General features: G+C 72.5%; 18 protein-coding genes. 8 read left to right on the top strand and 10 right to left on the bottom strand.

What is annotated here, in order from left to right:
* Positions 1-15: 15 nt before the first annotated feature.
* The 7 genes from JOF41_RS38170 to JOF41_RS08660 are packed head-to-tail and all read left to right on the top strand — an operon-like array spanning position 16 to position 11,205.
* Complete coding sequence (locus tag JOF41_RS38170; protein ID WP_229796266.1) at positions 16-3,672, top strand: type I polyketide synthase; 3,657 nt, start codon at positions 16-18, stop codon at positions 3,670-3,672.
* The gene (locus tag JOF41_RS08685) at positions 3,662-4,999 is read left to right on the top strand and encodes an MFS transporter (RefSeq protein ID WP_209617606.1); all 1,338 of its coding nucleotides are present in this window, start codon (positions 3,662-3,664) and stop codon (positions 4,997-4,999) included. The genes JOF41_RS38170 and JOF41_RS08685 overlap by 11 nt, the downstream gene beginning before the upstream one ends.
* A 20-nt stretch (positions 5,000-5,019) precedes the next feature.
* Complete coding sequence (locus tag JOF41_RS08680) at positions 5,020-6,273, top strand: cytochrome P450 family protein (protein ID WP_189226873.1); 1,254 nt, start codon at positions 5,020-5,022, stop codon at positions 6,271-6,273.
* 31 nt (positions 6,274-6,304) lie between these two features.
* Positions 6,305-7,006 (top strand): SDR family oxidoreductase, encoded by a 702-nt coding sequence (locus JOF41_RS08675; RefSeq protein WP_209617603.1) that lies wholly within the window; start codon positions 6,305-6,307, stop codon positions 7,004-7,006.
* Between the two features lie 16 nt (positions 7,007-7,022).
* Positions 7,023-7,715, top strand: a complete 693-nt coding sequence (locus tag JOF41_RS08670; protein ID WP_189226875.1) for a thioesterase II family protein — start codon at positions 7,023-7,025, stop codon at positions 7,713-7,715.
* Positions 7,716-7,724: 9 nt separating this feature from the next.
* The gene (locus tag JOF41_RS08665) at positions 7,725-8,549 is read left to right on the top strand and encodes an SDR family oxidoreductase (RefSeq protein ID WP_189226876.1); all 825 of its coding nucleotides are present in this window, start codon (positions 7,725-7,727) and stop codon (positions 8,547-8,549) included.
* Between the two features lie 19 nt (positions 8,550-8,568).
* Complete coding sequence (locus JOF41_RS08660; RefSeq protein ID WP_209617600.1) at positions 8,569-11,205, top strand: non-ribosomal peptide synthetase; 2,637 nt, start codon at positions 8,569-8,571, stop codon at positions 11,203-11,205.
* A gap of 719 nt (positions 11,206-11,924) precedes the next feature.
* On the opposite strand, the gene JOF41_RS08655 is transcribed toward JOF41_RS08660, so the two are convergent.
* The 10 genes from JOF41_RS08655 to JOF41_RS08615 form a co-directional block, all read right to left on the bottom strand.
* Complete coding sequence (locus JOF41_RS08655; RefSeq protein ID WP_189226878.1) at positions 11,925-13,610, bottom strand: dipeptide ABC transporter ATP-binding protein; 1,686 nt, start codon at positions 13,608-13,610, stop codon at positions 11,925-11,927.
* Positions 13,607-15,277, bottom strand: a complete 1,671-nt coding sequence (locus JOF41_RS08650) for an ABC transporter substrate-binding protein (protein WP_209617597.1) — start codon at positions 15,275-15,277, stop codon at positions 13,607-13,609. Before JOF41_RS08650 ends, JOF41_RS08655 begins: the two co-directional genes overlap by 4 nt.
* A 25-nt stretch (positions 15,278-15,302) precedes the next feature.
* On the bottom strand, positions 15,303-16,298 hold the full coding sequence (locus JOF41_RS08645; protein WP_189226880.1) for an ABC transporter permease: 996 nt from the start codon (positions 16,296-16,298) through the stop codon (positions 15,303-15,305).
* Positions 16,298-17,167: an ABC transporter permease gene (locus JOF41_RS08640; protein WP_189226914.1), complete on the bottom strand. Its 870-nt coding sequence runs from the start codon at positions 17,165-17,167 to the stop codon at positions 16,298-16,300. The genes JOF41_RS08645 and JOF41_RS08640 overlap by 1 nt, the downstream gene beginning before the upstream one ends.
* 214 nt (positions 17,168-17,381) lie before the next feature.
* On the bottom strand, positions 17,382-17,606 hold the full coding sequence (locus JOF41_RS08635; RefSeq protein WP_229796267.1) for a GNAT family N-acetyltransferase: 225 nt from the start codon (positions 17,604-17,606) through the stop codon (positions 17,382-17,384).
* 207 nt (positions 17,607-17,813) lie between these two features.
* The gene (locus JOF41_RS08630) at positions 17,814-18,776 is read right to left on the bottom strand and encodes a transporter substrate-binding domain-containing protein (RefSeq protein ID WP_209617594.1); all 963 of its coding nucleotides are present in this window, start codon (positions 18,774-18,776) and stop codon (positions 17,814-17,816) included.
* A 14-nt stretch (positions 18,777-18,790) separates the two neighbouring features.
* Entirely contained in the window at positions 18,791-19,573 is a 783-nt protein-coding gene (locus JOF41_RS08625) for an amino acid ABC transporter ATP-binding protein (protein ID WP_209617591.1), read from the bottom strand.
* Positions 19,570-20,538: an amino acid ABC transporter permease gene (locus JOF41_RS08620; protein ID WP_189226884.1), complete on the bottom strand. Its 969-nt coding sequence runs from the start codon at positions 20,536-20,538 to the stop codon at positions 19,570-19,572. The genes JOF41_RS08625 and JOF41_RS08620 overlap by 4 nt, the downstream gene beginning before the upstream one ends.
* A 105-nt stretch (positions 20,539-20,643) precedes the next feature.
* Positions 20,644-20,706 (bottom strand): putative leader peptide, encoded by a 63-nt coding sequence (locus tag JOF41_RS38570; RefSeq protein WP_372448523.1) that lies wholly within the window; start codon positions 20,704-20,706, stop codon positions 20,644-20,646.
* Between the two features lie 159 nt (positions 20,707-20,865).
* Positions 20,866-21,906, bottom strand: coding sequence for a LysR family transcriptional regulator (locus tag JOF41_RS08615; RefSeq protein WP_209617588.1), 1,041 nt, complete (start codon positions 21,904-21,906; stop codon positions 20,866-20,868).
* A 711-nt stretch (positions 21,907-22,617) separates the two neighbouring features.
* Here JOF41_RS08615 and JOF41_RS08610 point away from each other — a divergent pair.
* The gene (locus tag JOF41_RS08610) at positions 22,618-24,387 is read left to right on the top strand and encodes an ABC transporter ATP-binding protein (protein WP_209617585.1); all 1,770 of its coding nucleotides are present in this window, start codon (positions 22,618-22,620) and stop codon (positions 24,385-24,387) included.

The following is a 24,387-nucleotide window of genomic DNA, read 5'->3' as shown; positions in this document are numbered from 1 at the left end:
ACGGGAGGACACGAGGTGACCAACGACCAGGGAGCCGACACCGGCGACGCGGTCGCGGTCGTCGGGATGGCGTGCCGCTACCCCGGCGCGAACGACGTCGAGGCGTTCTGGGAGCTGCTGCGCGACGGCGTCGAGGGCATCACCCGGTTCGACGTCGAGGAGCTGGTGCGCGACAAGGGCGCCGACCCCGACCAGGTGCGGCAGCCGAACTTCGTGCCCGCCAAGGGGGTGCTGGCCGACTCCGCCAAGTTCGACTGGTCCTTCTTCGGCTACACCCGCGCCGAGGCCGCGGGCATCGACCCGCAGCAGCGGGTGTTCCTGGAGACCGCGTCGTCCGCTCTGGACGACGCGGGGCTGGACCCGACCCGGTTCGACGGCTGGATCGGCGTGTACGCGGGCGCGGACCGCACGCACACCGGCAGCGGCCGGGAGCTCAGCCCGCTGGAGCGGTTGATCGGGCTGGAGAAGGACCACGTGGCCACGCGGGTGGCGTACAAGCTGGGCCTGCGCGGGCCCGCGGTGACCGTGCAGACGTCGTGCTCCACGTCACTGGTCGCCATCCACATGGCGGTGCAGAGCCTGCTGAACCGGGAGTGCGACGCGGCGCTGGCGGGCGGCGTCGCCGTGGCGCCCAAGGGCGAGTGGGGCTACTGGCACGAGCCTGGCGGACCGCTGTCCGCCGACGGTCACACCCGCCCGTTCGACGCACGCGCCACGGGCACCGTGCCCAGTGAAGGCGTCGGCGTGGTGGTGCTCAAGCGGCTGGGCGACGCGCTGCGCGACGGCGACCGGATCGCGGCCGTGGTGCTCGGCTCGGCGCTGAACAACGACGGCGCGGACAAGATGGGCTACACCACGCCGTCCATCCCCGGCCAGCGCGACGTCATCCGCTACGCGCAGAAGCTCGCGGGCGTGGACGCGGCCGACATCGACTACGTCGAGGCGCACGGCACGGCCACCCCCATCGGCGACCCGGTCGAGGTGCAGGCGCTGACCGAGGCGTTCCGGATGTCCACCGACCGCGACGGCTTCTGCCTGATCGGCGGGGTGAAGGGCAACCTCGGCCACACCAGCGCGGCCGCGGGGGTGGCCGCGTTCATCAAGACCGTCCTGATGCTCGAGCACGGCGAAGTGGTGCCCAGCCTGCACTTCGAATCGCCGAACCCGTTGCTGGAGCTGGAGAGCACGCCGTTCCGGGTGTGCACCGAGCACGCGCCGTGGCCCGACCGGGGCACCCGGCTGGCGGCTGTCAGCTCCTTCGGCGTGGGCGGCACCAACGCGCACGTGGTGCTCCAGGGCCCGCCGCGGCGGCCACCCGCGGCGGTGGAGCCGGGCGGCACGGTGCTCGCGCTGTCCGCGGCCTCACCGGAGGCCCTGCGCCGCCTGCGCGCCGACATGGCGGCCGCGCTGCGCCGTGATCCCGCGCCGGACATGGCCGCGGTGGCGCGCACGCTGGCCGGACGCCGGGCGCACCGGCACAAGCAGGCGTTCGCGGTGTCCGACCACGCGCACGCCGCGGACCTGCTCGCCGCGGCGGGCGACCCGGACGCGCCGCGCCCGCTGGGCAAGGTGGCGTTCCTGTTCCCCGGCCACGGCACCCTGCGGTACAACGCGGGCGCGGCCGCCTACCGGCTGCTGCCGGGGTTCCGCGACCGGTTCGACGAGATCCGCGAAGCGGTGCTGGAGCGGTGCGGCGTCGACCTGTCGCCGGTGGTGGCGCGGGAGGACGGCGGGCCGGAGTGGTTCGACAACGGCGCGCACCAGCAGCTCGGTCTGTTCGTCCTCGGCTACGCGCTGGGCGGGCAACTGCTGGACTGGGGCATCACGCCGGTCGGGATGTTCGGCAACAGCGTCGGCGAGTTCGCGCCCGCCACCCTGGCCGGGGTGTGGTCGCCCGCCGACGCCGCCACCCTGGTCCACGAGCGGGCGCGCGCGGCCTGGGAGCTGGCGCCGCCCGGTCGCATGGTCGCGGTGGCGGGAGCCGCCGAGGAGGTGCTGCGCAGGCTCGGTCCGGACAGCGCGGTCGAGGTGTCGATGATCAGCCGGGGCGGTGTGGTGCTGTCCGGCCTTGAGTCCGATGTGGACGAACTTCTGGCCGGCGAAGCGTTGGCGGGGCTGGACTGGCGCCTGCTGGCGGTGGACCGACCGGGGCACTGCTCCGCCCTGGCGCCCGCCGCGGCGGTCCTGCGCGACCTCGTCGCGGACCTGCCCGCCAAGCCCGCTGCGCTGCCGCTGATCTCCGACACCACCGGCACGTGGGCCGATCCGGCCGCGGTGGGCGAACCGGAGTACTGGGCCGCGCAGCTGACCCGGCCCGTGCTGCTGGACGCGGGCGTGGAGACCCTGCTCGACGCGGGCGTGGACACGTTCCTGGAGCTGGGACCCGGCGCCTCCATGCTGGGCACGGTGCGCTGGAACGGGCGCTGGGACGGCAACCGCACCGCGCTGCCGCTGCTGGGCCGGGCCGAGGACGGCGACCTGGGCCTGCTGCGGGCGCTGGGCGCGCTGTGGGAGCGCGGGCTCGACGTGCTGGGCGGGACCGCGCTCGCGCCACCCGCCGGGGCCGAGCCGCCGCCGCGCGTGTCGCTGCCGCCGCACCCGCACCTGGGCGAGGACCCGGACGGGGACCGGCCGGTGGGGGCCGTGTCCCCGATGCGCGAACGCCCGGCCGCGCGGGTGGGCGGTGACTCGGTGCGCACCGTGCTGGAACAGCTGTGGGCCACCGCGCTGGACCGCCCGCCCTCGTCGGAGGCGGACCACTTCTACGCCCTGGGCGGCGAGTCGCTGATCGCGCTGAACATGATGAGCCGCCTGCGGGAGCGCACCGGCGTCGTGGTGTCGCTGGCCGAGTTCTCCCGCGAGCCCACGTTCGGCCGCCTGCTGGAGCTGGCCCAGCGGAACCGGCCCGCGGCACCGGAGGCGCACCTGCCGGTGAGCGCGGTGCGGTTGCGGGAGGGCTCGGGACGCCCGCTGTTCCTGGCCGCCGACGCCGTCGGCACCGCGATCAGCTACCAGGCGCTGGCCGACCGGCTCGACGCGGACCGCCCGGTGTACGGGTTGGAGCCCGACCCGGCCGACCGCACGCGCCGATCCGTGACGCGGATCGCGGCGCAACACCTCGACGCGGTGCTCGCCATCCAGCCGGAAGGCCCTTACACGCTCGGCGGGTGGTCCTTCGGCGCGGTGGTCGCGCACGAGATGGCGCGCCTGCTGGTCGCGCGCGGCGCGGTGGTGGACGTGCTGCTGTGCATCGACGCCTTCATGCCCGGCAGGCTCGGCGTGCCCCTCGGCCTGGACCCGGAGTTCCTCTACAGCCACGCCGCCTTCCAGGTGGCGGGCGTGCTGAACCTGGGCGAGGTCGGCAGGCGGATGCGCCGCAACCCCGCGCTGCGCAAGCTCTTCCTGGACAAGGCGCGGGTGCTGGCGCCCTACCGGCCGCGGCCGGTGGACTGCCCGGCGGTGGTGTTCAAGGTCGGTGTGGACGCGACCGCCGCGCACCGGCTCACCACCAGGTTGACCCCGCTGTACGGCGGCGGCGTGCGCGTGCTCCCGGTGCCGGGGAACCACTGGTCGGTGCTGACCGAGCCGCACGTGCGCAAGCTCGCCGATGATCTGCTCACCACGTTGGCCGGCGCAGAGCCGGCGCGGAATGAGGTCGTGGATGTCCGCTGAACCGCGCGAGGGCGACACAACCGCGCAGACCCCGGTGTCGGGAGCCGCGACGGAGACGATCACGGAAACGCCTCCGGAAGCGCCTCCGGGCACGCCCTCGGAAGCACCCCCGGACCGGCCGCTGATCAAGAACCGGGACTTCCAGGCGCTGTGGAGCAGTGAGGCGTTCGCCGCGGTGGGCAAGGAGACCGCCGAGATCGCCTACCCGCTGCTGATCCTGGCCACCACCGGGTCCGCGCTGTACGCGGGCGTGGTCGGCTCGGCGCAGCTGATCACGGCCAGCGTGATGTCCATCCCCGGTGGCACGCTCGCGGACCGGCTCGACCGCAGGCTGCTGCTGGTGGGCTGCAACCTGGTCCGGGTGGCGCTGCTGGCGCTGTTCAGCGTGCTGATCTTCACCGACAGCACCAGCATGCCGGTGATCTTCGCGATCGCGGTGGTCTCGGCGACCTGCTTCGGCCTGTCGCAGCCCGCCGGCATGGCCGCGATCAAGGCGCTGGTGCCGCCGTCCCAGCTCACCCAGGCCACCGCGCAGAACCAGATCCGCTACTTCGGCGCCACCGTGGCCGGGCCGCCGATCGGCGGCGCGCTGTTCGGGGTGGCGCGGGCGTTCCCGTTCCTGGCCGCGGCGGTGTCGTTCCTGATCTCCAGCGCGCTGCTGCTGCTCGTGCGCAGGCCGATGCAGAGCGCGCAGAGCCGGGCGGCCAAGGAGAAGGGCGGCACGGCCGAGGGGTTCCGGTTCCTGTTCAAGCAACCGATCCTGCGCCCGCTGATCATCTGGATCATGGGTTCGAACATGGCGTTCACCCACTCCGGCGTGTTCCTCGCGCTCATCGCGACCGCGCAGGGCCGGGGCGCGTCGGAGTCGTTCATCGGCGCCACCCTCGCCGTGGCGGGGCTCGGCGGGCTGTTCGGCTCACTGGTCGCCGGGTGGGTCTTCCGGAAGGTCAAGCCGTCGGTGATCGTGCTGTGCGGCGCGTGGATCGGTCCGGTGGTGGCGATCCTGCTCGCGGTCGTGCCCGGCGTGATCCCGCTGGGCGTCATCGTGACCCTGGTGTTCATCCGCGGGCCGATCATCAGCACGCTGTTCCTGTCCTACCTCGCCGCCGTCGCCCCGGACAAGGTCCAGGGGCGCGTGCTCGGCGCGGTGTTCTTCATGTCCATGAGCGCGGCGCCCATCGGCGTCTTCCTGGTCGGCGCGGTGTTCGACCTCGCGGGTCCGACGTGGGTGTTCATCACCATGTGCGCGATCTCGGCGGTGGCCGCCCTGCCCACCTTGACCAAGCGCATCCGCACCCTGCCCGCACCCGAAGCCGTCGCCGTATGACCGTCATCGGAGGAGAAGCCATGAGCACCGAAGCGCAGCCGGGCGTGGACCACGAGACTCTCCCCCCGGAGTTCTTCACCGACCCGGCCTACCCCAACGGCCACGCCGACAACGCCCGGCTGCGGGACAAGTGCCCGGTGCACCGGGTCAACCACCCGATCGGGGCCGAGGCGTACGTGGTCATGGACTACGAGACGGTGGCGGGCTCGTTCACCGACCCCCGGCTGTCCAAGAGCGTGGACAACGCGCCCGCGTGGTGGCAGGACCTGCTCAAGGACTCCAGCCCGACGCTGATCCGCAACATGCTCACCGCGGACCCGCCCAGGCACACCCGGCTGCGCAAGCTGGTGGCGCAGGCGTTCACCCCGCGCAAGATGAAGGCGTTGCGGCCGCGCATCCAGCAGACCGCCGACGACCTGATCGACGCCTTCAGCGACGGCCGGGCCGACCTGTTCACGGAGTTCGCGATCACGCTGCCGCTGAAGGTGATCTGCGAGTTCCTCGGCGTGCCCTTCGAGGACCGGGACAAGCTGCAGGAGTGGGGCCTGCTCCTCAGCGGCGCGCCGTACGCGACCGAGGAGGAGAACCGCAGGCTCAAGTGGGCCAGCGACAGCATCGAGGAGTACCTCAAGGACCTGCTGGCCGCGCGCCGCGCGGGCGAGCTGGGCGACGACCTGGTCAGCACGCTGATCCGGGCCGCCGACGAGGACGGCCGGTTCACCGACGACGAGCTGGTCTCCACGCTCATCCTGCTGATCAACGCGGGCCACAAGACGACCGCGTACACGATCAGCAACGGCATGGAGGCGCTGTTCGCCAACCCGGACCAGCTGGAGCTGCTGCGCGCCAATCCCGACCTCGCCCCCAGCGCGATCGAGGAGTTCCTGCGCTACCAGCCGCCGGTCTACCGCGGCACGCTGCGCGTGGCGGCCCAGGACATGGAGCTGGCGGGCGTGCGCATCGCCAAGGAGTCGTTCGTGCACCTGATGATCAGCTCCGCCAACCGCGACCCGAAGGTGTTCCCGGACCCGGACCGGCTGGACATCACCCGCACCGGCAACCGGCACTTCTCCTTCGGCCACGGCGCGCACTTCTGCCCCGGCTCCCCGCTGTCCCGCCTGGAGGGCGAGATCGCGTTCAACACCCTGCTGCGCAGGCTGCCCGACATCGCGCTCGCCGTGCCCCGCGAGGAGCTGCCGTGGCTGTACGACAACTCCGTCGGCCGCGGCGTCAACAGCCTGCCGATCACCTACACCACCAAGCTGCCCCGCTAGTTCTCGACCGCACAACCGTTTGGAGCACCGCATGACCGACATCCCCGTCACGCTGATCACCGGTGGTGGCAGCGGCATCGGCGCGGCCACCGCGCGGCAGCTGCTCACCAAGGGGCAGCGGGTGGCCGTGGTCGGCCGCGGCCGGGAGCGGCTGGACCGGTTCGCGAAGGAGGTCGGCGAGCCCGACGCGCTGCTGACCATCCAGGGCGACGCCGGGGACTGGGAGCTGGTCCAGTCGGCGGTGGCGGGCACCCTGGAGCGGTTCGGCAGGCTCGACGCCGTGGTCGCCAACGCGGGCTGGGCCACCCACGACGACATCGCCGAGGGCGACCCGGCGGGCTGGCGGGAGATGGTGCTGACCAACGTGCTCGGCCCGGCGCTGCTGATCCGCGCCTCGCTGTCGGCGCTGAAGGAGACCAAAGGCCGGATCGTGCTGGTCGGCAGCGTCGCCGGGCACGCCTACGCGGCGGGCAACATCTACGGCATCACCAAGTGGGCGGTGACCGGGCTGGCGGAGAACACCCGCAGGCAGGTCACCGGCGACGGCATCGGGGTGACGCTGGTGTCGCCGGGCCGCACCGAGACGCCGTTCTGGGACGAGTTCGGCTCGCTGCCCGACGGCAACCTGCTGTCGGCCGAGCAGGTGGCCGACTCGATCGTGTTCGCGCTGGCGCAGCCCGCGCCCGTGGACATCAACACCATCATCGTCAGGCCCATCGGCCAGCCCGTCTGATCAGGGGGAACCAGCAGTGAAGACCGCACTGGTGTGCCTGCCGTTCGCCGGGGCCGGAGCCTCGTTCTTCCGCCCGTGGGCGGCCCACGCGGGTGACCGGCTGGCGGTCGTGCCGCTGCAGCTGCCCGGTCGGGAGCGGCTGATCGACGTCGAGCCGCACCGGGACGCCGTGGTGGCGGCCGACGAGCTGCTGCCGGACCTGGTGCGGCAGCTCGACGGCCTGACCGAAGTGGCCCTGTTCGGGCACAGCCTGGGCGCGGTGCTCGCCTACGAGCTGGCCCACCGGGTGGCCGCGCACCCGGACCTGGTGCTGCGCCACCTGTTCGTCAGCGGCTCGCCGGAGCCGAGCACCCAGCGGCCCCGGCGGGCCACCGGCCTGCCCGACGACGAGTTCCTGGCGCGGGTGTCGGAGTTCGCCGGGTTCCGGCACGAGGCGCTGGAGGACCCGGAGATGCGCGAGCTGATCCTGCCGACGCTGCGCGCCGACGTGGAGATGCACGAGAACTACCGGCCGAGCACCGCCGACCGGCTGCCCGCGCCGGTCACCTCGCTGCGGGGGTCGGACGACGCGCTGGTCAGCGCCGTCGAGGCGGCCCGCTGGTCGGAGGTCGCGGGCGCCGGGTTCGAGTACGTGGAGGTGTCCGGCGGGCACATGTACCTGACCGAGTCCGCACCCCAGCTGCTCAAGCTGATCGACGCCGCGGTCTAGGGGGCACCGATGAGGTTGACCGGGAAGGTCGTCGTGATCACCGGGGCGGCCCGCGGCATCGGCCGGGCCACCGCGCTGGCCTGCGCCGCCGAGGGCGCGGACCTGGTGCTGCTTGACGTGTGCGGGGATCTGCCGGGCGTGCCGTACCCGCTGGGGTCGGCCAGCCAGCTGGAGCACACCGCGGCGCTGTGCCGGGACCGGGGCGCGTCGGTGCTCACCGCGAAGGCCGACGTGCGCGACACCGCGTCGGTGCGGGGAGCCGTGGCACTGGCGGGCGATCGCTACGGCCGGATCGACGCGGTGGTGAACAACGCGGGCATCGCCGCGCCCTCGGGCAAGACGGTGCACGAGATCACCGAGGACGAGTGGTCGCTGATGCTCGACGTCGACCTGTCCGGGGCGTGGCGGGTGATCCGGGAGGTCGGCAGGAGCATGAGCGAGCAGCGCTCGGGCAGCATCGTGAACATCGCCTCCACCGCCGGGCTGGTCGGCTACCGGCACTTCGCCGGGTACGTGGCCGCGAAGCACGGGCTGGTCGGGCTGACCAAGGCCGCCGCGCTGGACCTAGCGCCGATGAGGGTGCGGGTGAACGCGGTGTGCCCCGGCAACGTGCGCGACGCCCCCGACGCCGAGGGCCGGATGCTGCGGGAGATCGCCCGCGCGCTGGACGTCCCGGCGGAGGAGCACGTGGCCGCCTTCACCCAGTCGCAGCCCATGAACCGGTTGGTGGAGCCGGAGGACGTGGCCGGGGCCGTGGTGTTCCTCGCGTCGGACGACTCGGCGCAGGTGACCGGATCGGTGCTGACCGTCGACGGCGGCTTCACCGCGCACTGACCACCGACCAGGAGGACAAGTGTTCCCAGGCGCCCGATGCCACGCGCTGCGCGTCCGGCTCGCCACCGCGGTCCGCGCCGAGGCGCTGACCGGACCCGCGAACTCCCCGCTGTGGGTGGAGGACGTGCCCGCCTCGTCGACCGAGCCGATCGCGCGGCGGCGGCTCGCGGTCGAGATCGGCAGGCACACCACCGACCTGCGGTGCACCCTGCTGCGCTACCGCGACGGCCTCGCGGACCTGGTGCTGGTGGCGGACCGGGGTTTCCTGGACGCGGCCGGACTGCGCGCCGTGGCCGCCGCGCTGACCGGCGCGTCCCCGGCGGAACCACCGGCGGTGTTCGCGAGGGCCGAGGTGGCGCCGGTCGCCGAGGCCGGGCTGCCGGACTGGGCCGCCGCCCACGGCGTGGTGGACGCGGGCGCGGTCGAGCTGGTCCTGCCGCCGGAGGAGGCGGGCGACGCGGACAGCTGGCGCACCGCGCTGGCGATCGCCCTGGTGCGCTACGACTCGGTCGACTCCCCCGGCTGGGCGGTCGTCGGCACCGACCGGGGCGCGCTGCGGGTGACACCGGGCACCGCCCCGGAACCGACCGGGGAACCGGCCGCCGCCGGACTGCTGGTGTCCGATGTGGACTTCGGCGCGGACGAGTACCGCCCGTGCCTGGCCCCGCCGCTGCCGCTGACGTTCTCGGTGTGGCGTCAGGACGGCACGACGCGGTTGCGCTGCGACCACCGGGCCGGTCGGCTCTCACCGGCGCAGGTCGAGCAGTTCACCCGGCACTTGGCGCACGTGCACCGCCAGGTGCGGGCGAACCCCGGCCTGGCCCCCGACGAGGTGGAGCTGCTGGACGCGGCCGAACGCGACCGGGTGGCCGCTCTCGGTGTCCCGGACCGGCCCCTGGACACCACCCCGACGACGATCGACGCGGCGTTCCGCGCCGTCGCGACACGCACGCCGGAGCAGGTGGCGCTCACCGACGGCCAGGTGCGCTGGACCTACCGCGAGCTGGACGAGCGCGCGGGGGCGGTGGCCGCCGGGCTGCGCGCGCTGGGCGTGTCCGACGGCGACCGGGTCGGGGTGTGCCTGGAGCGCACCGCCGAACTGGTGGTCGTCCTGCTGGGCGTGCTCAAGGCGGGTGGCACCTACGTGCCGACCGACCCCGCCTACCCCGCCGACCGGCTGGCCCACACCGCGCGGGACGCCGACCTGCGGCTGGTCGTCACCCGGCTGCCGGAGTTCCCCGCCACCGGCGCCACCTCGGCCGTGACGCCGGACGAGGTCGTCGCCGCCGGTTCCGAGCCCTTCACCACCGCCACGACACCCGACGACGCCGCGTACGTCATCTACACCTCCGGGTCGACCGGCCGCCCCAAAGGCGTGGTGGTGCCGCACCGCAACGTGATCGCCCTCGTGGACGCGACGCGGCCGGAGTACCGGCTCGCGCCGTCGGACGTGTGGACGCTGTTCCACTCCAGCGCCTTCGACTTCTCGGTGTGGGAGATCTGGGGCTGCCTGCTCACCGGCGGCACGCTGGTGGTGGTGCCGTACTCGGTCTCCCGCGACCCGCTGGCGTTGCGGGACCTGCTGGCGGCCGAGCGGGTCACCGTGCTCAGCCAGACGCCGTCGGCGCTCGCGCAACTGCTGGACGTGCGGCACGAGGACCTGGCCGTGCGGCTGGTCGTGCTGGGCGGCGAACCGCTGGACGCGCGGGTGCTGCTGCCGTGGTTCGACGCGCATCCCGAGTCGGCGTGCCGGGTGGTGAACATGTTCGGCATCACCGAGACCACCGTGCACGTCACGCACCAGACGGTCACCCGCCGCGAGGCGCTGGCCGGGTCGCGGTCGGTCGGACCCGCCCTGCCGGGGTGGCACCTGTACGTGGTGGACCCGCAGGGGCGGTTGGTGCCGCCGGGAGTGGCGGGCGAGGTGTGGGTGGGCGGAGCCGGGGTGGCCGAGGGCTACCTCGCCAAGGACGAGCTGACCGCGCAGCGGTTCACCGCCGATCCCGCGCGACCGGGCGGCCGGGTCTACCGCTCGGGCGACCTGGGCAGGCTGCGGCCCGACGGCGCGCTGGAGCACCTGGGGCGCATCGACAGCCAGGTGAAGGTGCGCGGCTTCCGGATCGAGCTGGACGAGATCCGCGCGGTGCTGCTGGAGGACCCGGTCGTGCGCGCGGCGGCCGTGGTGGTGCGCCGGGACGACCCCCGTGACGCGGCCACCACCCGGATCGACGCCTACGTGGTGCTCGCTGAGGGCGCTCCACGGGAGACCTCGGGCGTGCGCGGGCGGGCCGCCGCGATCCTGCCCGACTACATGGTGCCCAGCACGGTGACGGCGCTGGACGCGCTGCCGTTGACCACCAACGGCAAGCTGGACGCGGCGAAGCTGCCGCCACCGGTGGTCACGGCGAAGCCGGTCGACGCCCCCACCGGCGACGACGACCTGGCGGCCAGGCTGCGCGAGGTGTGGGGCGCGGTGCTGGGCGTGCCGGTCGGGCTGGACGACGACTTCTTCGAGCTGGGCGGCAACTCCCTGTTCGCGGTGCGCATCGGGGCGCGCATGCGCGAGGGCGGGCTGCCGACGCTGCACCTGCGCGAGCTGTACCGCCACCCGACCATCCGCTCCGTGGTCGCCGCCATCGGCAACCAGGACAATTGACCAACGCGGTGGACGGCGCGCTCGCGAGCACGCCGTCCACGCTCACCGACCGGTGCCCGAACGGGCTTCGGCGGCTTGGGCGGTCCGCGCCAGCAGGAGCATCCCCACCGGCTTGCCGAGGGTCGGGCTGCGGCCCACACCCGCCGCCCGCCCCCAACACGGTCTTCAACGAGGAAAAGAGCTTCTCCGTCTCGGCGCAACTACTCAGTCCACTCCGGACATAGTGGAGCGCCGCTGGTCCGCAACGGCCTACTGCCGGCCCGGCAGCGCGACTACCCGGCCCGCCGCCGGTCCACTGGATCGTCCTATCCCCGGCGAGTCGAACCTCCAGAACCCCTGAGTTCAACACTCAGGACGCACACGCCCGCCCCCGGTGTCACCCACCCATGGGCGTGTCGGGCATGTCGCCCCCGCGAGTCGCGCGTTCCGGCACCACGAACCGAACGTTCGGACACCCCGACCCGCACTTTCGCGCCTTGGCCCGCGCCTCCCACGCGCCGGGTAGTAGTTACCGGCCCCCACACACCCCTCGGGTAGTACTTGCCGACGCATCTGGGCGCGCGCGAAGCGCGCGCAGCGGGGACGGCGCGACCCGCTGTCCTTGGCGACCTGCCGCGCGGCGCGCACACCCTTTGCTGGATAACCCAACCCCAACGCCCACCTCACCGTGCCCCAACGCGCGACTCGCGGTGTCTGAACGCGCGACTCGCGCGGGGGCATCACGGTGCTTGGAGCTCCAGCCACGCCTTGCGGCGTTCCCGCTGGCGGGCGGGGTCCGCGACCGGCGCCGCCGCCAGCAGTCGCCGCGTGTACGGGTGCAGCGGCTCTGCCAGCACATCGCCCGCAGGACCGGTCTCCACGACCCGGCCGCGGTGCAGCACCGCCACCCGGTCGGCCAGCCGCTCGACCACCGCCAGGTCGTGGCTGATGAACAGGCAGGCGAACCGGAGTTCGGCCTGCAGAGCGCGGAACAGGTCGAGCACGCGGGCTTGGACGGACACGTCGAGCGCGCTGGTCGGCTCGTCGGCGATCAGCAACTCCGGGTCCAGCGCGATGGCGCGGGCGATGCCGACCCGCTGCCGCTGCCCGCCGGACAGCTCGTGCGGGTAGCGCTCGCGCAGCGACGCCGACAGCCCCACCGCGTCCAGCAGCTCGTCCACTCGGCGGGCGAGTTCGGCGCCGCGCAGGGAGGTGTGCAGCAGCAACGGGGCGGCGACGCTGCGGGCGATGGTGGCGCGGGGGTTCAACGAGGACGCGGGGTCCTGGAACACCACCCCGATTCGGCCCCGCACCCGCTTGGCCGCGCGGCCGCGCAACCGGGTCAAGTCCTGCCCCGCCAGGCTGACCGCGCCCGCCGCGGGCTTGATCAGCCCGGTGACCGCGCCCGCGATGCTGCTCTTGCCGGACCCGGACTCCCCCACCAGGCCCAGCACCTCGCCGCGCCCGATGTGCAGCCCGATGCCTTCCACCGCCCGGAAGCGGCCGTAGGCGACGGTGAGACCGGTCAGCGCGAGCACCGGGTCCTCCCCTGGCCGGTCCGGGACCGACAACCCGGGGGAGGTCACGGCCACGTGCGCGCCGCGGGCCACGACACCGGGCGAGATCTCGACGGCACCGGCCGGTTCGGCGGGCGGCGGGGCGCTCAGCGAGATCACCGAGTCCAGCAGCGACCGCGTGTACTCGTGGCGGGGCGCGGCGAACACCTCCGCCACCGGCCCCTGCTCGACGACCCGCCCCTCGCGCATCACCACGACCCGGTCGGCCAGGTCCGCCACCACGCCCATGTCGTGCGTGATCAGCAGGATCGCCGCGCCGAGCCTGCCGCGCAGGTCCCTCAGCAGCTCCAGGACCTCCGCCTGCACGGTCACGTCCAGCGCGGTGGTGGGTTCGTCGGCGATCAGCAACGACGGCTCGTTGGCCACCGCCATCGCGATCACCACCCGCTGCAGCTGCCCGCCGGACAGCTCGTGCGGGTACTTGCGCCGCGCGTCGGCGGGCAGCCCGACCAGTGACAGCAGCTCCACCACGCGCTGCCGGGCCTGCGCCGCGGTGCGGTCGTCGTGCGCGCGGACGACCTCGGCGAGCTGGTCGCCGACGCGGAACACCGGGTTGAGCGCGGTCATCGGCTCCTGGAACACCATGCCGATCTCGTTGCCGCGCACCGCTCGCAGCTGCTCGCCGGACAGCGTGAACAGGTCCCGCCCGGCCAGCAGCGCCCGGCCGGTGACCGTCGCGCCGCCGGGCAGCAGGCCCAGCAGCGACATCGCGGTCACCGTCTTGCCGGACCCCGACTCGCCGACGACGGCGAGCACCTCCCCCGCCGCCAACGAGTAGCTGACCTCGTCGGCGACGGGGGCGTCGAACGCCACGGAGACGTCCTCCAGGCGCAGCAGTGGTGAGCTCACTTGGCGATGCCGGCCTGGAGGTAGTTCGGGTAGGCGGGGAAGTCGGCGATGTAGAAGTTGGCGACCTTGGAACCGCGCAGGAACGAGTTGCGGGTGTAGATCAGCGGCACGACCGGCGAGTCGGCGAGGATCCTGCGGTCCAGCTCCACCCACTTCTTGCCCGCGGCGACCGGGTCGACCTCGCTCTGCGCGGCCTCGATCAGGCGGTCCACCTCGGGGTTGCGGTAGCGGGACAGGTTGTACCCGCCGCCGCCGACCTCCGAGGAGGCGAACAGGGGCTGGATGTTGGCGTTGGCGCTGGGGAAGTCCGGCTGCCAGGAGCCCAGGGTCAGGTCGTAGGTGGGGTTGGCGGCCTGGCTGGTCTCGGCGGTGTAGGCGTCGGGGTCGAGGACCCGGATGTTGGTCCTGATGTTCGCCCTGGCCAGCGCGGCTTGGAGCGCCTGCGCCTTGGCCGGGGCGTCGTTGCTCTTGGACACCACGAAGTCCAGGTTGTCCAGGCCGTTGGGCAGCCCGGCCTCGGTGAGCAGCTGCTTGGCCTTGTCCACATCGCCCGCGGGCTGGGTCGGGTAGAGGTCGAACTGCTCGCGGCCCGCGATGCCCTGGGTGATCAGCGTGGTGGCGACATCGCCCGCGAGCTGCGCGCTGCCCGCCGAGGCGATCTGGAAGGAAGTCTTGTCCACCGCGTACTGGAACGCCTGGCGCACCTTGGGGTCGGTCAGCTTCTCGGTGTTGATGGCCAGGTAGGCCAGCGCGCCGGTCCTGGAGGTGACCAGCCGCTGCTTGGCCGAGGCGTTGCCCTGCAGCTGGGCCAGCTGGGCGGGCGAGGCGAAGGAGGAGCCGAACGCGGTCCTGTCGTCACCGCTGTCGGCGACCAGCCGCTGCGAGACCACGGAGGCCTCCTGGCCGAGCTGGAACACGACCTCGTCGGGCAGGCCGCCGCGGATCTGGTCGGAGCCCTTGTCCCAGTTGGCGTTGCGGGTCAACCGGACCTGGACACCGCGCTGGTAGGAGGCGATCTGGTAGGGGCCGGAGGCGACGGGGTGCTCGCCGTAGTCGGGCTCGGCGCCCTTGCCCTCGGGCACCGGCGCGAACGCCGGGGTGCTGGTGATCCACGGCCAGTCGCCGTAGGGGCGGGTCAGGTGGAACACGATGGTCTTGTCGTCCGGGGTCTGGATGGAGTCCAGGCGCTTGCCCTCGAACGGTCCCCGGTAGTCCGCGCCGCCGACCAGCAGCTGCTTGTGGTAGCCCAGCCCGCCGGAGAAGGCAGGGGCGTAGGTCCGCTCCACGCCCCACTTGACGTCCTGGGCGCGGATCGGGCTGCCGTCGCTGAACTTCAGCCCCTCCTTGAGGGTGAAGGTCCAGGTCTTGCCGCCGTCGGAGGCCGTGCCGGTGTCGGCCAGGTCCGGCACCACTTCGACCTGCTCGCCCTCGGCGTTGAGCCAGCCGGTGAGGCGGCGGTGCACGTACCCCAGCGAGGTGATCGGCAGGCTGCTGCTCTTGGCCGGGTCGTAGTTGACCGTCTGCCCCTCGCTGAGGATGCGCAGCGTGCCACCCTGCTCCGCCTTGGCGGCCGCGTTCTGCGCGGCCCCCTGGTCGTTCGCGCCGCACCCGGCGAGCAGCGCCACCGCCGCCGCGATCGGGACGAGCTTGCGCACTTGCTTGGACATCATCTCTTCTTCTCCTGCGGGGACGTCAGGTCAGACGGGCTCGTGGGTCGAGCGCGCCGTAGCAGAGGTCGACCAGGGCGTTGGCCAGGACGACGAGGAAGGCGGCGAACAGCGTGCAGCCCAGCAGCAGCGGCAGGTCGCGCTGGTTCACCGCGTCGATCAGCAGGCCGCCCAGACCCGGCATGCTGAACACCCGCTCGGTGATCACCGCGCCGCCGAGCAGCGAGCCGAGGTCGATGCCGAACACCGTGACGACCGGCAGCAGGACGTTGCGCAGCGCGTGCTTGCCGATCACCGAGGACTCGGGCAGGCCGTTGGCGCGGGCGGTGCGGATGTAGTCCTCGCCCAGCGTCTCCAGCATCTGCGCGCGGGTCAGCCGGAGGTAGAGGGCGGCCTGCGCGAACGCCAGGACCAGCCACGGCAGCACCAGGTGCCAGGCCCAGTCGACCGGGCTGTCGGTGAACGGCACGTACCCGCCGACCGGCACCACGTCGAGGGTGAACCCGAGGACGAGGATGCCCAGCAGCCCCACCAGGTACACCGGGGCGGACACGCCCGCGACCGAGGCCGCGAGGGTGATCCGGTCCCAGGCGGTGCCCCGGCGCAGCGCGGCGAGCACCCCGGCGCCCACGCCCGCCACCACCCACAGCACCGCCGCGCCGAGCGCGAGCGAGAAGGTGACCGGGAGGCGTTCGCCGATGAGCGTGACCACGTCGGTGTTCTGCTGGAACGAGTAGCCGAAGCACGGCGCCCCGCAGTGGATGGAGGTCGCGCCGACGCCGAAGGTGCGCCCGGTCACGATGCCGCCGAGGTAGTCCAGGAACTGCCGCCACCACGGGTCGTCCAAGCCCATGAACTCCCGCGCCAGCGCCAGGTTCTGCTCGGTGCACGGGCGGCCGCAGGCCAGCTGCGCCGGGTCGGACGGCACGAGGTAGAACACCACGTAGGTGACGAACACGACGACCAGCAGCACCAGCAGGGTGCCCGCGATCCGGGACGCGGTGAACTTGAGGGCGCGCATCAGCGTCGCACGTCCGTCTTCGGGTCGAGGGCGTCGCGCAGGCCGTCGCCGAACACGGTGAACGCCCAGGTGGCCAGGAACAGGGCGATGCCGGGGAAGAACAGGAACATCGGTTCGGTGGACACCCAGTCGACCGCCGTGCTGATCGTCCGCCCCCAGCTCGGGGTGGGCGGCGGTATGCCCACGCCGAGGAACGACAGCGCCGCTTCCAGTCCGATGTTGCCGGGGATGGACAGCGTCGCCACCACGATGATCGGCGCCCACAGGTTCGGCAGCAGCTCGGTGCGGAACACCTGCCACGGGCTCGCACCGAGGATGCGCGCGGCCGAGACGAAGTTCCGCTTCTTCAGCGTCAGCACCTGCGCCCGCACGATCCGGGCGATGGAGGGCCAGCCGAAGAACCCGATCACCAGGACGAGCAGCAGGGGCCGGGACACGTGGCCGGGCACCACCGCGCCGAGGGCGATCATGAAGATCAGGTAGGGGAAGCCGAGGAAGACGTCGGCGGTCCAGGTGACGACCCGGTCCACCCAGCCACCCCGGTAGCCCGCGGCGGCCCCGACCAGGGTGCCGAGCACCACCGAGACCAGCGTCGCGGCCAGGCCGATCAGGAACGACGTGCGCGCGCCGTGCACCACGATCGCGAACAGGTCGCGCCCGGTCAGCGGTTCCACGCCGAACCAGTGCTCCCCGCTCACCCCGCCGAGCGCGCCCGCCGGACCCCCGGTCCGCGGGTCGAGCGCCTCGGTCCGGTAGCTGTAGGGGTCCTGCCCCTCGATGGCGGTGAGCAGGTCGGCGGCCACGGCTGCCAAGCCGAGGACGGCGATCGTGACGGCGCCCGCGAGCGCCCAGCGGTCCCGGCGCAGCATGGCCGCGACTGCCCCGCCGACTGACCTGGCGGGGATCGCGATGGGGTGGGACACGGTGACCTGCCTCGAAGTGGGTGAATGATCGGCACGATAGGCAAATTCACCCGATCGATGGTCAACTCCCACCATGTGGAACAACGGGCCTGCTCGGCCGGCGGTCCGGCGCACCAGACAGCGAGCAGCAGGCCCTGCCGAGAACAGCCGACCGCGCGCCTCACGAGCGCGGCGAGCGCTCATCGCCGTTCCCGCGCTCCGGCACGCGGACGACGACGATCCGGGTTCGGCGGCGCAACCGGAAGCCCAGCGCCTCGTGCAGTCGGATCGCGGCGGTGTCGCTCAGCGACGCGTGCAGGAACGGGATGTCGCCTCGGGAAATGGCTCCGGACACCACGGCGTGCACCTCGGTCCAGCCGGGTGGGCACAGGCGTTCACCGGCCAACACCACCAATCGGCCGCCGCGGCGGATTCCCGGGTACCGCCCCATCTCGGTGGTGCGCGGCAGGAAGGGGCCGAGACCGGTGCGCGCGACGAGGAGGCGACGGCACAGCGAGGTTCGGCAGCGCCACCGATCAGAGCCGTGAGGTGGCGCCAATCCCCCGGCCAGGGTCGCCCAGCACGTGCCGGACGACCCGGTCCTCGGCGGTGGTCACGTGTTGTCCAGGGGCAGACCGGGCGGGTTGACCTCGGACTTCGCCACGGCCTCACGGCCGAGGTGCCAGGCGTCGAGCCACTGCCCGTACTGGCCGCCCGCGATCAGGTGGTTGATCGCGTCGGCGAGCGGTTCGACCAGGCCGTTGTCCTTCTTGGTCGTCGCGGCGATCAGGCCCTGCAGCGTCTGGCCCGCACCGGAATGCGTACCCGCGAGCTTCTTCGGATTCGGGGTGTTCCTGCTCTGCTCGACCTGGTAGAGCACACCGGGGCTCGGTCCGAGGTAGGTGTCGATCTGCCCGGAGTTGAGCGCGAGCTGCGCGGCGTTGATGTCGGGGTAGTACTGGATGGTGAAGTCCTCGCCCTCGGCCCGCAGCCTGGCCTGCCACTCCAGCAGGATCTTCTCCTGGTTGGTGCCCTTGCCCACGGAGGTCCTCCGGCCTGCCAGCGCGCGGTGATCGCCGTCGAAGGTCCACGGGTTGCTCTGGAGGGTCTCGAAGGCCAGGTCGTCCCGCCGGTAGCTGGCGAAGTCGTACTTCTCCTTGCGCTTCTCGGTGTCGGTGGTGTTGGAGAAGCCGACATCGGTCCGCCCGCTGTCGATCCCGACGAACAGGTTCTCCCACGTCGCGTTGTGGAACTCGGGTTCGAGGCCGAGCACGCCCGCGACCAGCCGCGCCAGGTCCGGCTCGGAGCCGGTGAGGGTCTTGTGGTCGGTGCCGACGAACTGCAGGGGCGGGCTGCCCGCGGGCAGCGCGCCGATGCCGACGTCGAGCTTGCCGCTGTCGCGGATCTCCTTGGGCAGCTTGGCGCGGATTTCCTCGACCACCTCCACGGTGATCTTCGCTTCCGCGGCCGCGCCGTTGGCGAGGGCGACCCGGTGGACGTGCTGGTCCGCGACGGCGTCATCGCCGCGATCGGCTCCCCCGAGGACGGCGGCGCGGAGGACGGGGGAACTGGACATGGCTCTCCTGTCGTTCAGAGGACCTTGCTGAGGAATTCCCTGGTGCGGGTGTGCCGCGGTCGGTCGAGCACCTGGCTCGGCGCGCCCCGCTCGACGATCCGGCCGCCGTCGAGGAACACCACCTCGTCGGCGACCTCGCGGGCGAACGCGATCTCGTGCGTCACGATGATCAGGGTGGTGCCGGTGCCCGCCAGGTCCTTGATCACCGACAGGACTTCGCCGACCAGCTCGGGGTCCAGCGCCGAGGTCGGCTCGTCGAACAGGATCACCTCCGGGTGCTGGGCGAGGGCGCGGGCGATGGCCACCCGCTGTTGCTGGCCGCCGGACAGATGACGCGGGTAAGCGCCCTCCTTGTCGGCGAGACCGACGGCGGCCAGCAGCGACCTGGCCCGTTCGAGCGCCTCGGTCCTGGTCGCGGCGCCGGTCGCGACGGGCGCCTCGGCCACGTTCTCGACCGCGGTCAGGTGCGGGAACAGGTTGAAGTTCTGGAAGACGAACCCGATGCGCCTGCGCTGCGCCAGGATGGCCCGCTCGGGCAGCTCCTTGAGCCGGTCGCCCTGCTCGCGCACCCCGATCAGCTCGCCGTTGACGCTCACGCAGCCCTGGTCGAGCTGCTCCAGGTGGTTGATCGCGCGCAGCAGGGTCGACTTGCCGGATCCGGACGGTCCGACGATGACGGTGACCGTCCCCGGCTCGACGGTCAGGTCGATCCCGTCGAGGACGGTGTGCGCGCCGAACGCCTTGACCGCGCCGCGCACCTCGACCGCGGCCGGGCGGGCACGGCGGTCCGCGCTCATCGCCGCACCGCCACCCGCGCGCGCAGGTCGGCGAACCCGCCGCGCAGTCGTTGGAGCGGGGTCGGCGGTGGCGTCCGCACCGCGCCGCGCGCGAACCGCCGCTCGACGTAGTGCTGCACGACCGACACGGCGCTGGTGAGGATCACGTACCACGCGGTGGCGACCAGCAGGAGCGGGACGATGTCGCCGGGATAGGTGCTGCCGAGGCTTTGCACGGTGCCGAACAGGTCGAGCAGCGAGACGTAGAACACCAGCGAGGTGCTCTTGACCAGACCGATCAGCAGGTTGACGTAGTTGGGCACGATCGAGCGCAACGCCTGCGGCAGCACGATGCGGCGGAACCGGCGGTGGCGCGGGATGCCCAGCGCGGCGGCGGCCTCGTGCTGGCCCTGGTCGACCGAGAGGATGCCCGCCCGCACGATCTCCGCGGCGTAGGCGGACTCGTGCAGGGTGAGCCCCAGGATCCCGATGACCGTCTCGGACGCCAGCGCGGTGACCCCGAACGTGACGAACGCCGGTCCGAAGGGAACACCGAGGCTCAGCGTCTGGTACAGCGCGCTGAAGTTGTAGAGGAACAGCAGCAGCACGATCAGCGGTGTGGAGCGGAACAGCCAGGTGTAGGCCCAGCTCACGGCGCGCAGCACCGGGTTGCGGGACGACCGCGCCAGCGCCAGCGCCGTGCCGCCCACCAGCGCCAGCACCGCGCTGACCGCCGTGACGTGCAGCGTGATCAGCAGTCCGTCGAGGACCACCGGTTGCCAGAACCAGTACGCGAAGCGGTCCCACTGGTAGAACGGGTTGGTCACCAGCCCGTGCACCACCTGGGCGAGCACGACCAGCACCGCGGCGGTGGCGACCCAGCGGCCGGGGTGGCGCAGCGGGATGACGGGCCGCGCGGCGGGAGCGGCGGGCGGCTCGAACGAGGCGTCAGCCGGGGAAACGTTGGTGTGCGCAGGTGAGGACACGATCGGTGCCAGCCTTCACGCGAGCGACGGGTGATGCGGTCGTGATGGGTGGATGACGCCGGTCGAGTCGTGCCGGCCCAGGCGGAGGTGTTCCTCGGTGGTGGTTCAGCGGTGACACAGCGCGCTGGAGACGCGCAAGAGGTCGACGTGGCGCCGGGAGCACAGCACGAGTCCGTCGTGGTAGCGCCACGCCACCACTCGCCGACTGGTGCTCACCGGCCGCTCCACCGTCTCGTGCCGACCCGGACGGGTCGAAGCTACGAAGCGCTGGCGATCGGTGTCAACGGATCCCACAGTGTGGCGCACGTGCGGCAAGCCGAAGGCCGACTACCCGGACAGGTCCACAATGGACGTCGTGTTGGCACCGCTGGTCCGCGCGGTCGGTCGCGGCCCGACGGGGGCGGCGGGCGCGGTGGGTGCGGCGGGACGGGCTTCCTGCGGGAACCGCGCCGTCAAGCGGATTCGCGCGCGATTTTCGGCTCCGCGTCGGAAGTGGTCGTGGGCGCACCTGCCGAACTCCGCCACGAGGCGGCTCTCGTCGTCGGCGCGGGCCGCCAGCACGACCCGGCTCGGTTCGACCCCTTCCAGCGGGATGGCGGTGAGGTCGGGGGGGAGCGCTCCGTCGACACAGGCGGGGACGATGGCCACGGCTTGCCCAGCGAGGACGAGTTCGATCTTCTCCTCGACGGCGCTCACCAGGGGGCCGTCGGGCACCGGACGGCCGTCGGGTCGGGGGTCGATGCGCCAGAAGGCGTTCATCGCCGGGTCCGCCATCCGGGGCAGGGGTTCGCCCGCGATGTCGTCGAGGGTGACGAACGGCCTGCCCGCCAACCGGTGGTCGGCGCGGACCAGCAGCGATCGCGGTTCGTCGCACAGGGGTGTCACCCGTAACTGGTCGGCTTGGAGCGGTAACCGGGTCACCACCGCGTCGACCCGGTGGTCCAGCAGCGCGGGCCGCACCTCCTCGTGGCCCAGGAGCAGGGTGTGCACCTGGGTGTCGGGGTGCGTGCGGCGGAACTCGCGCACGACCGGGGCGACGACGACGATCGCGGTGTGGCCGATGGTGATCCCGTGGGGGTGGGAGGCTGCGTGGGTGTGCGCGGCGGCCAGGTGGGCGGAGCGCAGCAGCGCCCTGGCGCGGGGGAGGAAGACCTCGCCCGCTTCGGTGAGCCGGGCGCCCTGCGGGGTGCGGTCCAGCAGGCGGGCGCCCAACTGCTGTTCGAGTCTGCGGATCTGTCTGCTCAACGACGGCTGAGCGATGCGCAGGGCCGTGGCGGCGCGGCCGAAGTGCCGGTGCTCGGCGACGACGGTGAAGTACCGCACCACTCTGAGGTCAAGATCGGCTGCTGACGCTGGGTAATCGGACATAGCTCCACCGTAGCCCCCTATAAAAGTCCGCCCGGCCGTCAAGACGCCGCCGGTTCCCGCCGCACGGCGGCGAAAATCCCCGGCCCGCCGCGACAACCGGCCTGAGCTGCGGCGATAACCGAAGTGCATCGCCATGCGGATCGGATCTTGGACGCGGTGCCGACCTGACGGGAGCGTGGAATCACGGACCCCTGCCGTCCCACCGCCGTAACGGTCCGAATCACGTGGTCCCGTTCGAGGAGTACCCATGCGACTGCACGTCGCCCACCGGCCGGAGATGCCCAAAAGGGCAACGACACTTATGGCAAGAATTCGAGACCGTGCCCGCTTTTTCCTCCCCTCCTACCCCCTTGCGGAGTCGTCCCGGCAGGGCCGAACGTAGGTGTGGCAGCGCTTCCGCCCTGCTCGGCCGCCGGTTCCCGCAACGGGCCGCCGCGCTGATGCCGTCGCAGGGGGGAACTGATCCGCTTTCGCGGTGATGTGCGGTCTGGACCAATCAGGCTTGGAAAACGAAGTCCCGCCCGACGTGGCGAACACCTCTGCCCCGCATTCGAGTGGTGATCAACGGACTCGCCCGCGATCACCGAGCGCTCGGCACGGGAGAAATGACCTGCCGGGCGCTTCCACCCCGGCGCGGACCGTCACGTGTTCGAAGCGCGGGCACGAGCGGACAACGCCTGCCGGGGACGGCGCTATTTCGAGGAGACGATTTTGGAGCCCGACACGGCGACGCGGCCGATGACGTCCGCGCTGTCCCTGCGCCACTGGCTCGCCCCGCACCGGGGGCTGCTGGCCGTGGTCCTGGTGCTCGAACTGGGCGCTCGCGCCGCGGCGCTGATGCAACCCCTGGCGGCGCGCGAGATCGTCGACGGCGTGGCGGCCGACGCGGACCTGACCGGGCCGATCGCCGTGCTCGGCGGGGTCGCGCTCACCGGGCTCTGCCTGAACTACCTGGGCTACTACCAGCGGGGCAAGCTCAGCGAGCGGTTCGTGCTTGGCATCCGCCGGGCGATGGCGCGGCGGATCATCGGCGCTCCGGTGTCCCGCGTCGAGGCCCACAGCACGGGCGACGTGCTCTCCCGCGTCGGCGCGGACACCACCCTGGTCCAGCAGACCACCGTCAAGGCGCTGGTGGACCTCGTGGTCGTACCGCTCACCGTGGCCTCCGGCATCGTGCTGGTGCTGCTGATCGACCTGTTCCTGGGCACGATCGTGATCACCCTGCTCACCGCCGCCACCCTCGCGGAGGCACGGGTGTTCCGGCGGGTGGCGCTGGACACCGAGCACGCGCAGGAGCACGTCGGCGCGATGACCTCCGTGGTGCAGCGCATCCTGCTCGCGTTCCGCACGGTCAAGGCGTCGCGGACCGAGCAGGCCGAGACCGCGTCGTTCGACCGGCACGCCGACGCCGCCTACCGGGCCAACGTGCGGGCCGCGCGCACCGGCGCCCTGGCCGACACCGTGGCGTACGCGGCCGTTGACTTCACCTTCCTGGTCATCCTCGCGATCGGTGTGCTGCGGGTCAGCGCGGACGCGATCGGGGTGGGCGACCTGGTCGCGATCCTGCTGTACGTGGTCTACATCCAGGAGCCGGTGGAATCGCTGACGGGCTCGGCGAGCCGCCTGTCGGAGGGGCTGGCCGCCCTGCGCCGGATCACCGGGCTGCTCCGGCTGCCGCAGGAGGCCGAGGCGCTGCGCGTGGTCGAGCCGCGTCCCCGCGGCCCCGTCGTCTCGGACGTTCCGCGCTCGGTCCGGCTGGACGCCGTGTCGTTCGGCTACGAGGACCGGCCGGTGCTGCGGGAGGTCTCGATCTCGGCTCCGGTGGGGGTGACCGTGCTCGTCGGCTCGTCCGGAGCGGGCAAGACGACACTGCTCAGCCTGGTCGAGCGGTTCGTCGAACCGGACCGGGGCCGCATCCTGCTCGACGGGGTGGACATCCGCGACCTCCCCCTGTCGGAACTGCGCGCGCGCATCTCCTACGTCCAGCAGGAAGCGCCGCTGCTCGGCGCCACCGTTCGCGAGGCCGCGGCCTACGGCACGACCGGGGTGAGCGAGCAGCGGCTGGAGCAGGTCCTGGAGTCGGTCGGACTCGCCGAGTGGGTGTCGGGCCTGCCCGACGGGTTGGACACCGAGGTGGGTGAACGCGGCGTGGGCATCTCCGGCGGTCAGCGGCAACGCCTCGCCGTGGCCAGGGCGCTGGCCCGCGACAGCGAGGTCCTGCTGCTGGACGAGGCGACCTCGCAGCTCGACCCGTTCAACGAGCGGCTCCTGGTGAAGTCGCTGACCAGGCAGTACCGGGACCGGATCATCATCGCGGTCACCCACCGCATGCAGCTGGCGCACGAGGCGGATCAGGTGGTCATGCTGCGCGGGGGCGCGGTGCACGCGCGCGGCAGGCACGACCAGCTGCTGACCGATCCGGCTTACCGGGAACTGGTCGCCTCCCCGGAGCCGACCATCCACAACGGACAGATGAGGTGA

Origin of the sequence: Saccharothrix coeruleofusca, from assembly GCF_017876325.1 — a bacterium.
In the GTDB taxonomy this organism is placed as follows: domain Bacteria; phylum Actinomycetota; class Actinomycetes; order Mycobacteriales; family Pseudonocardiaceae; genus Actinosynnema; species Actinosynnema coeruleofuscum.
This window is presented reverse-complemented; position numbering and strand designations above follow the sequence as displayed.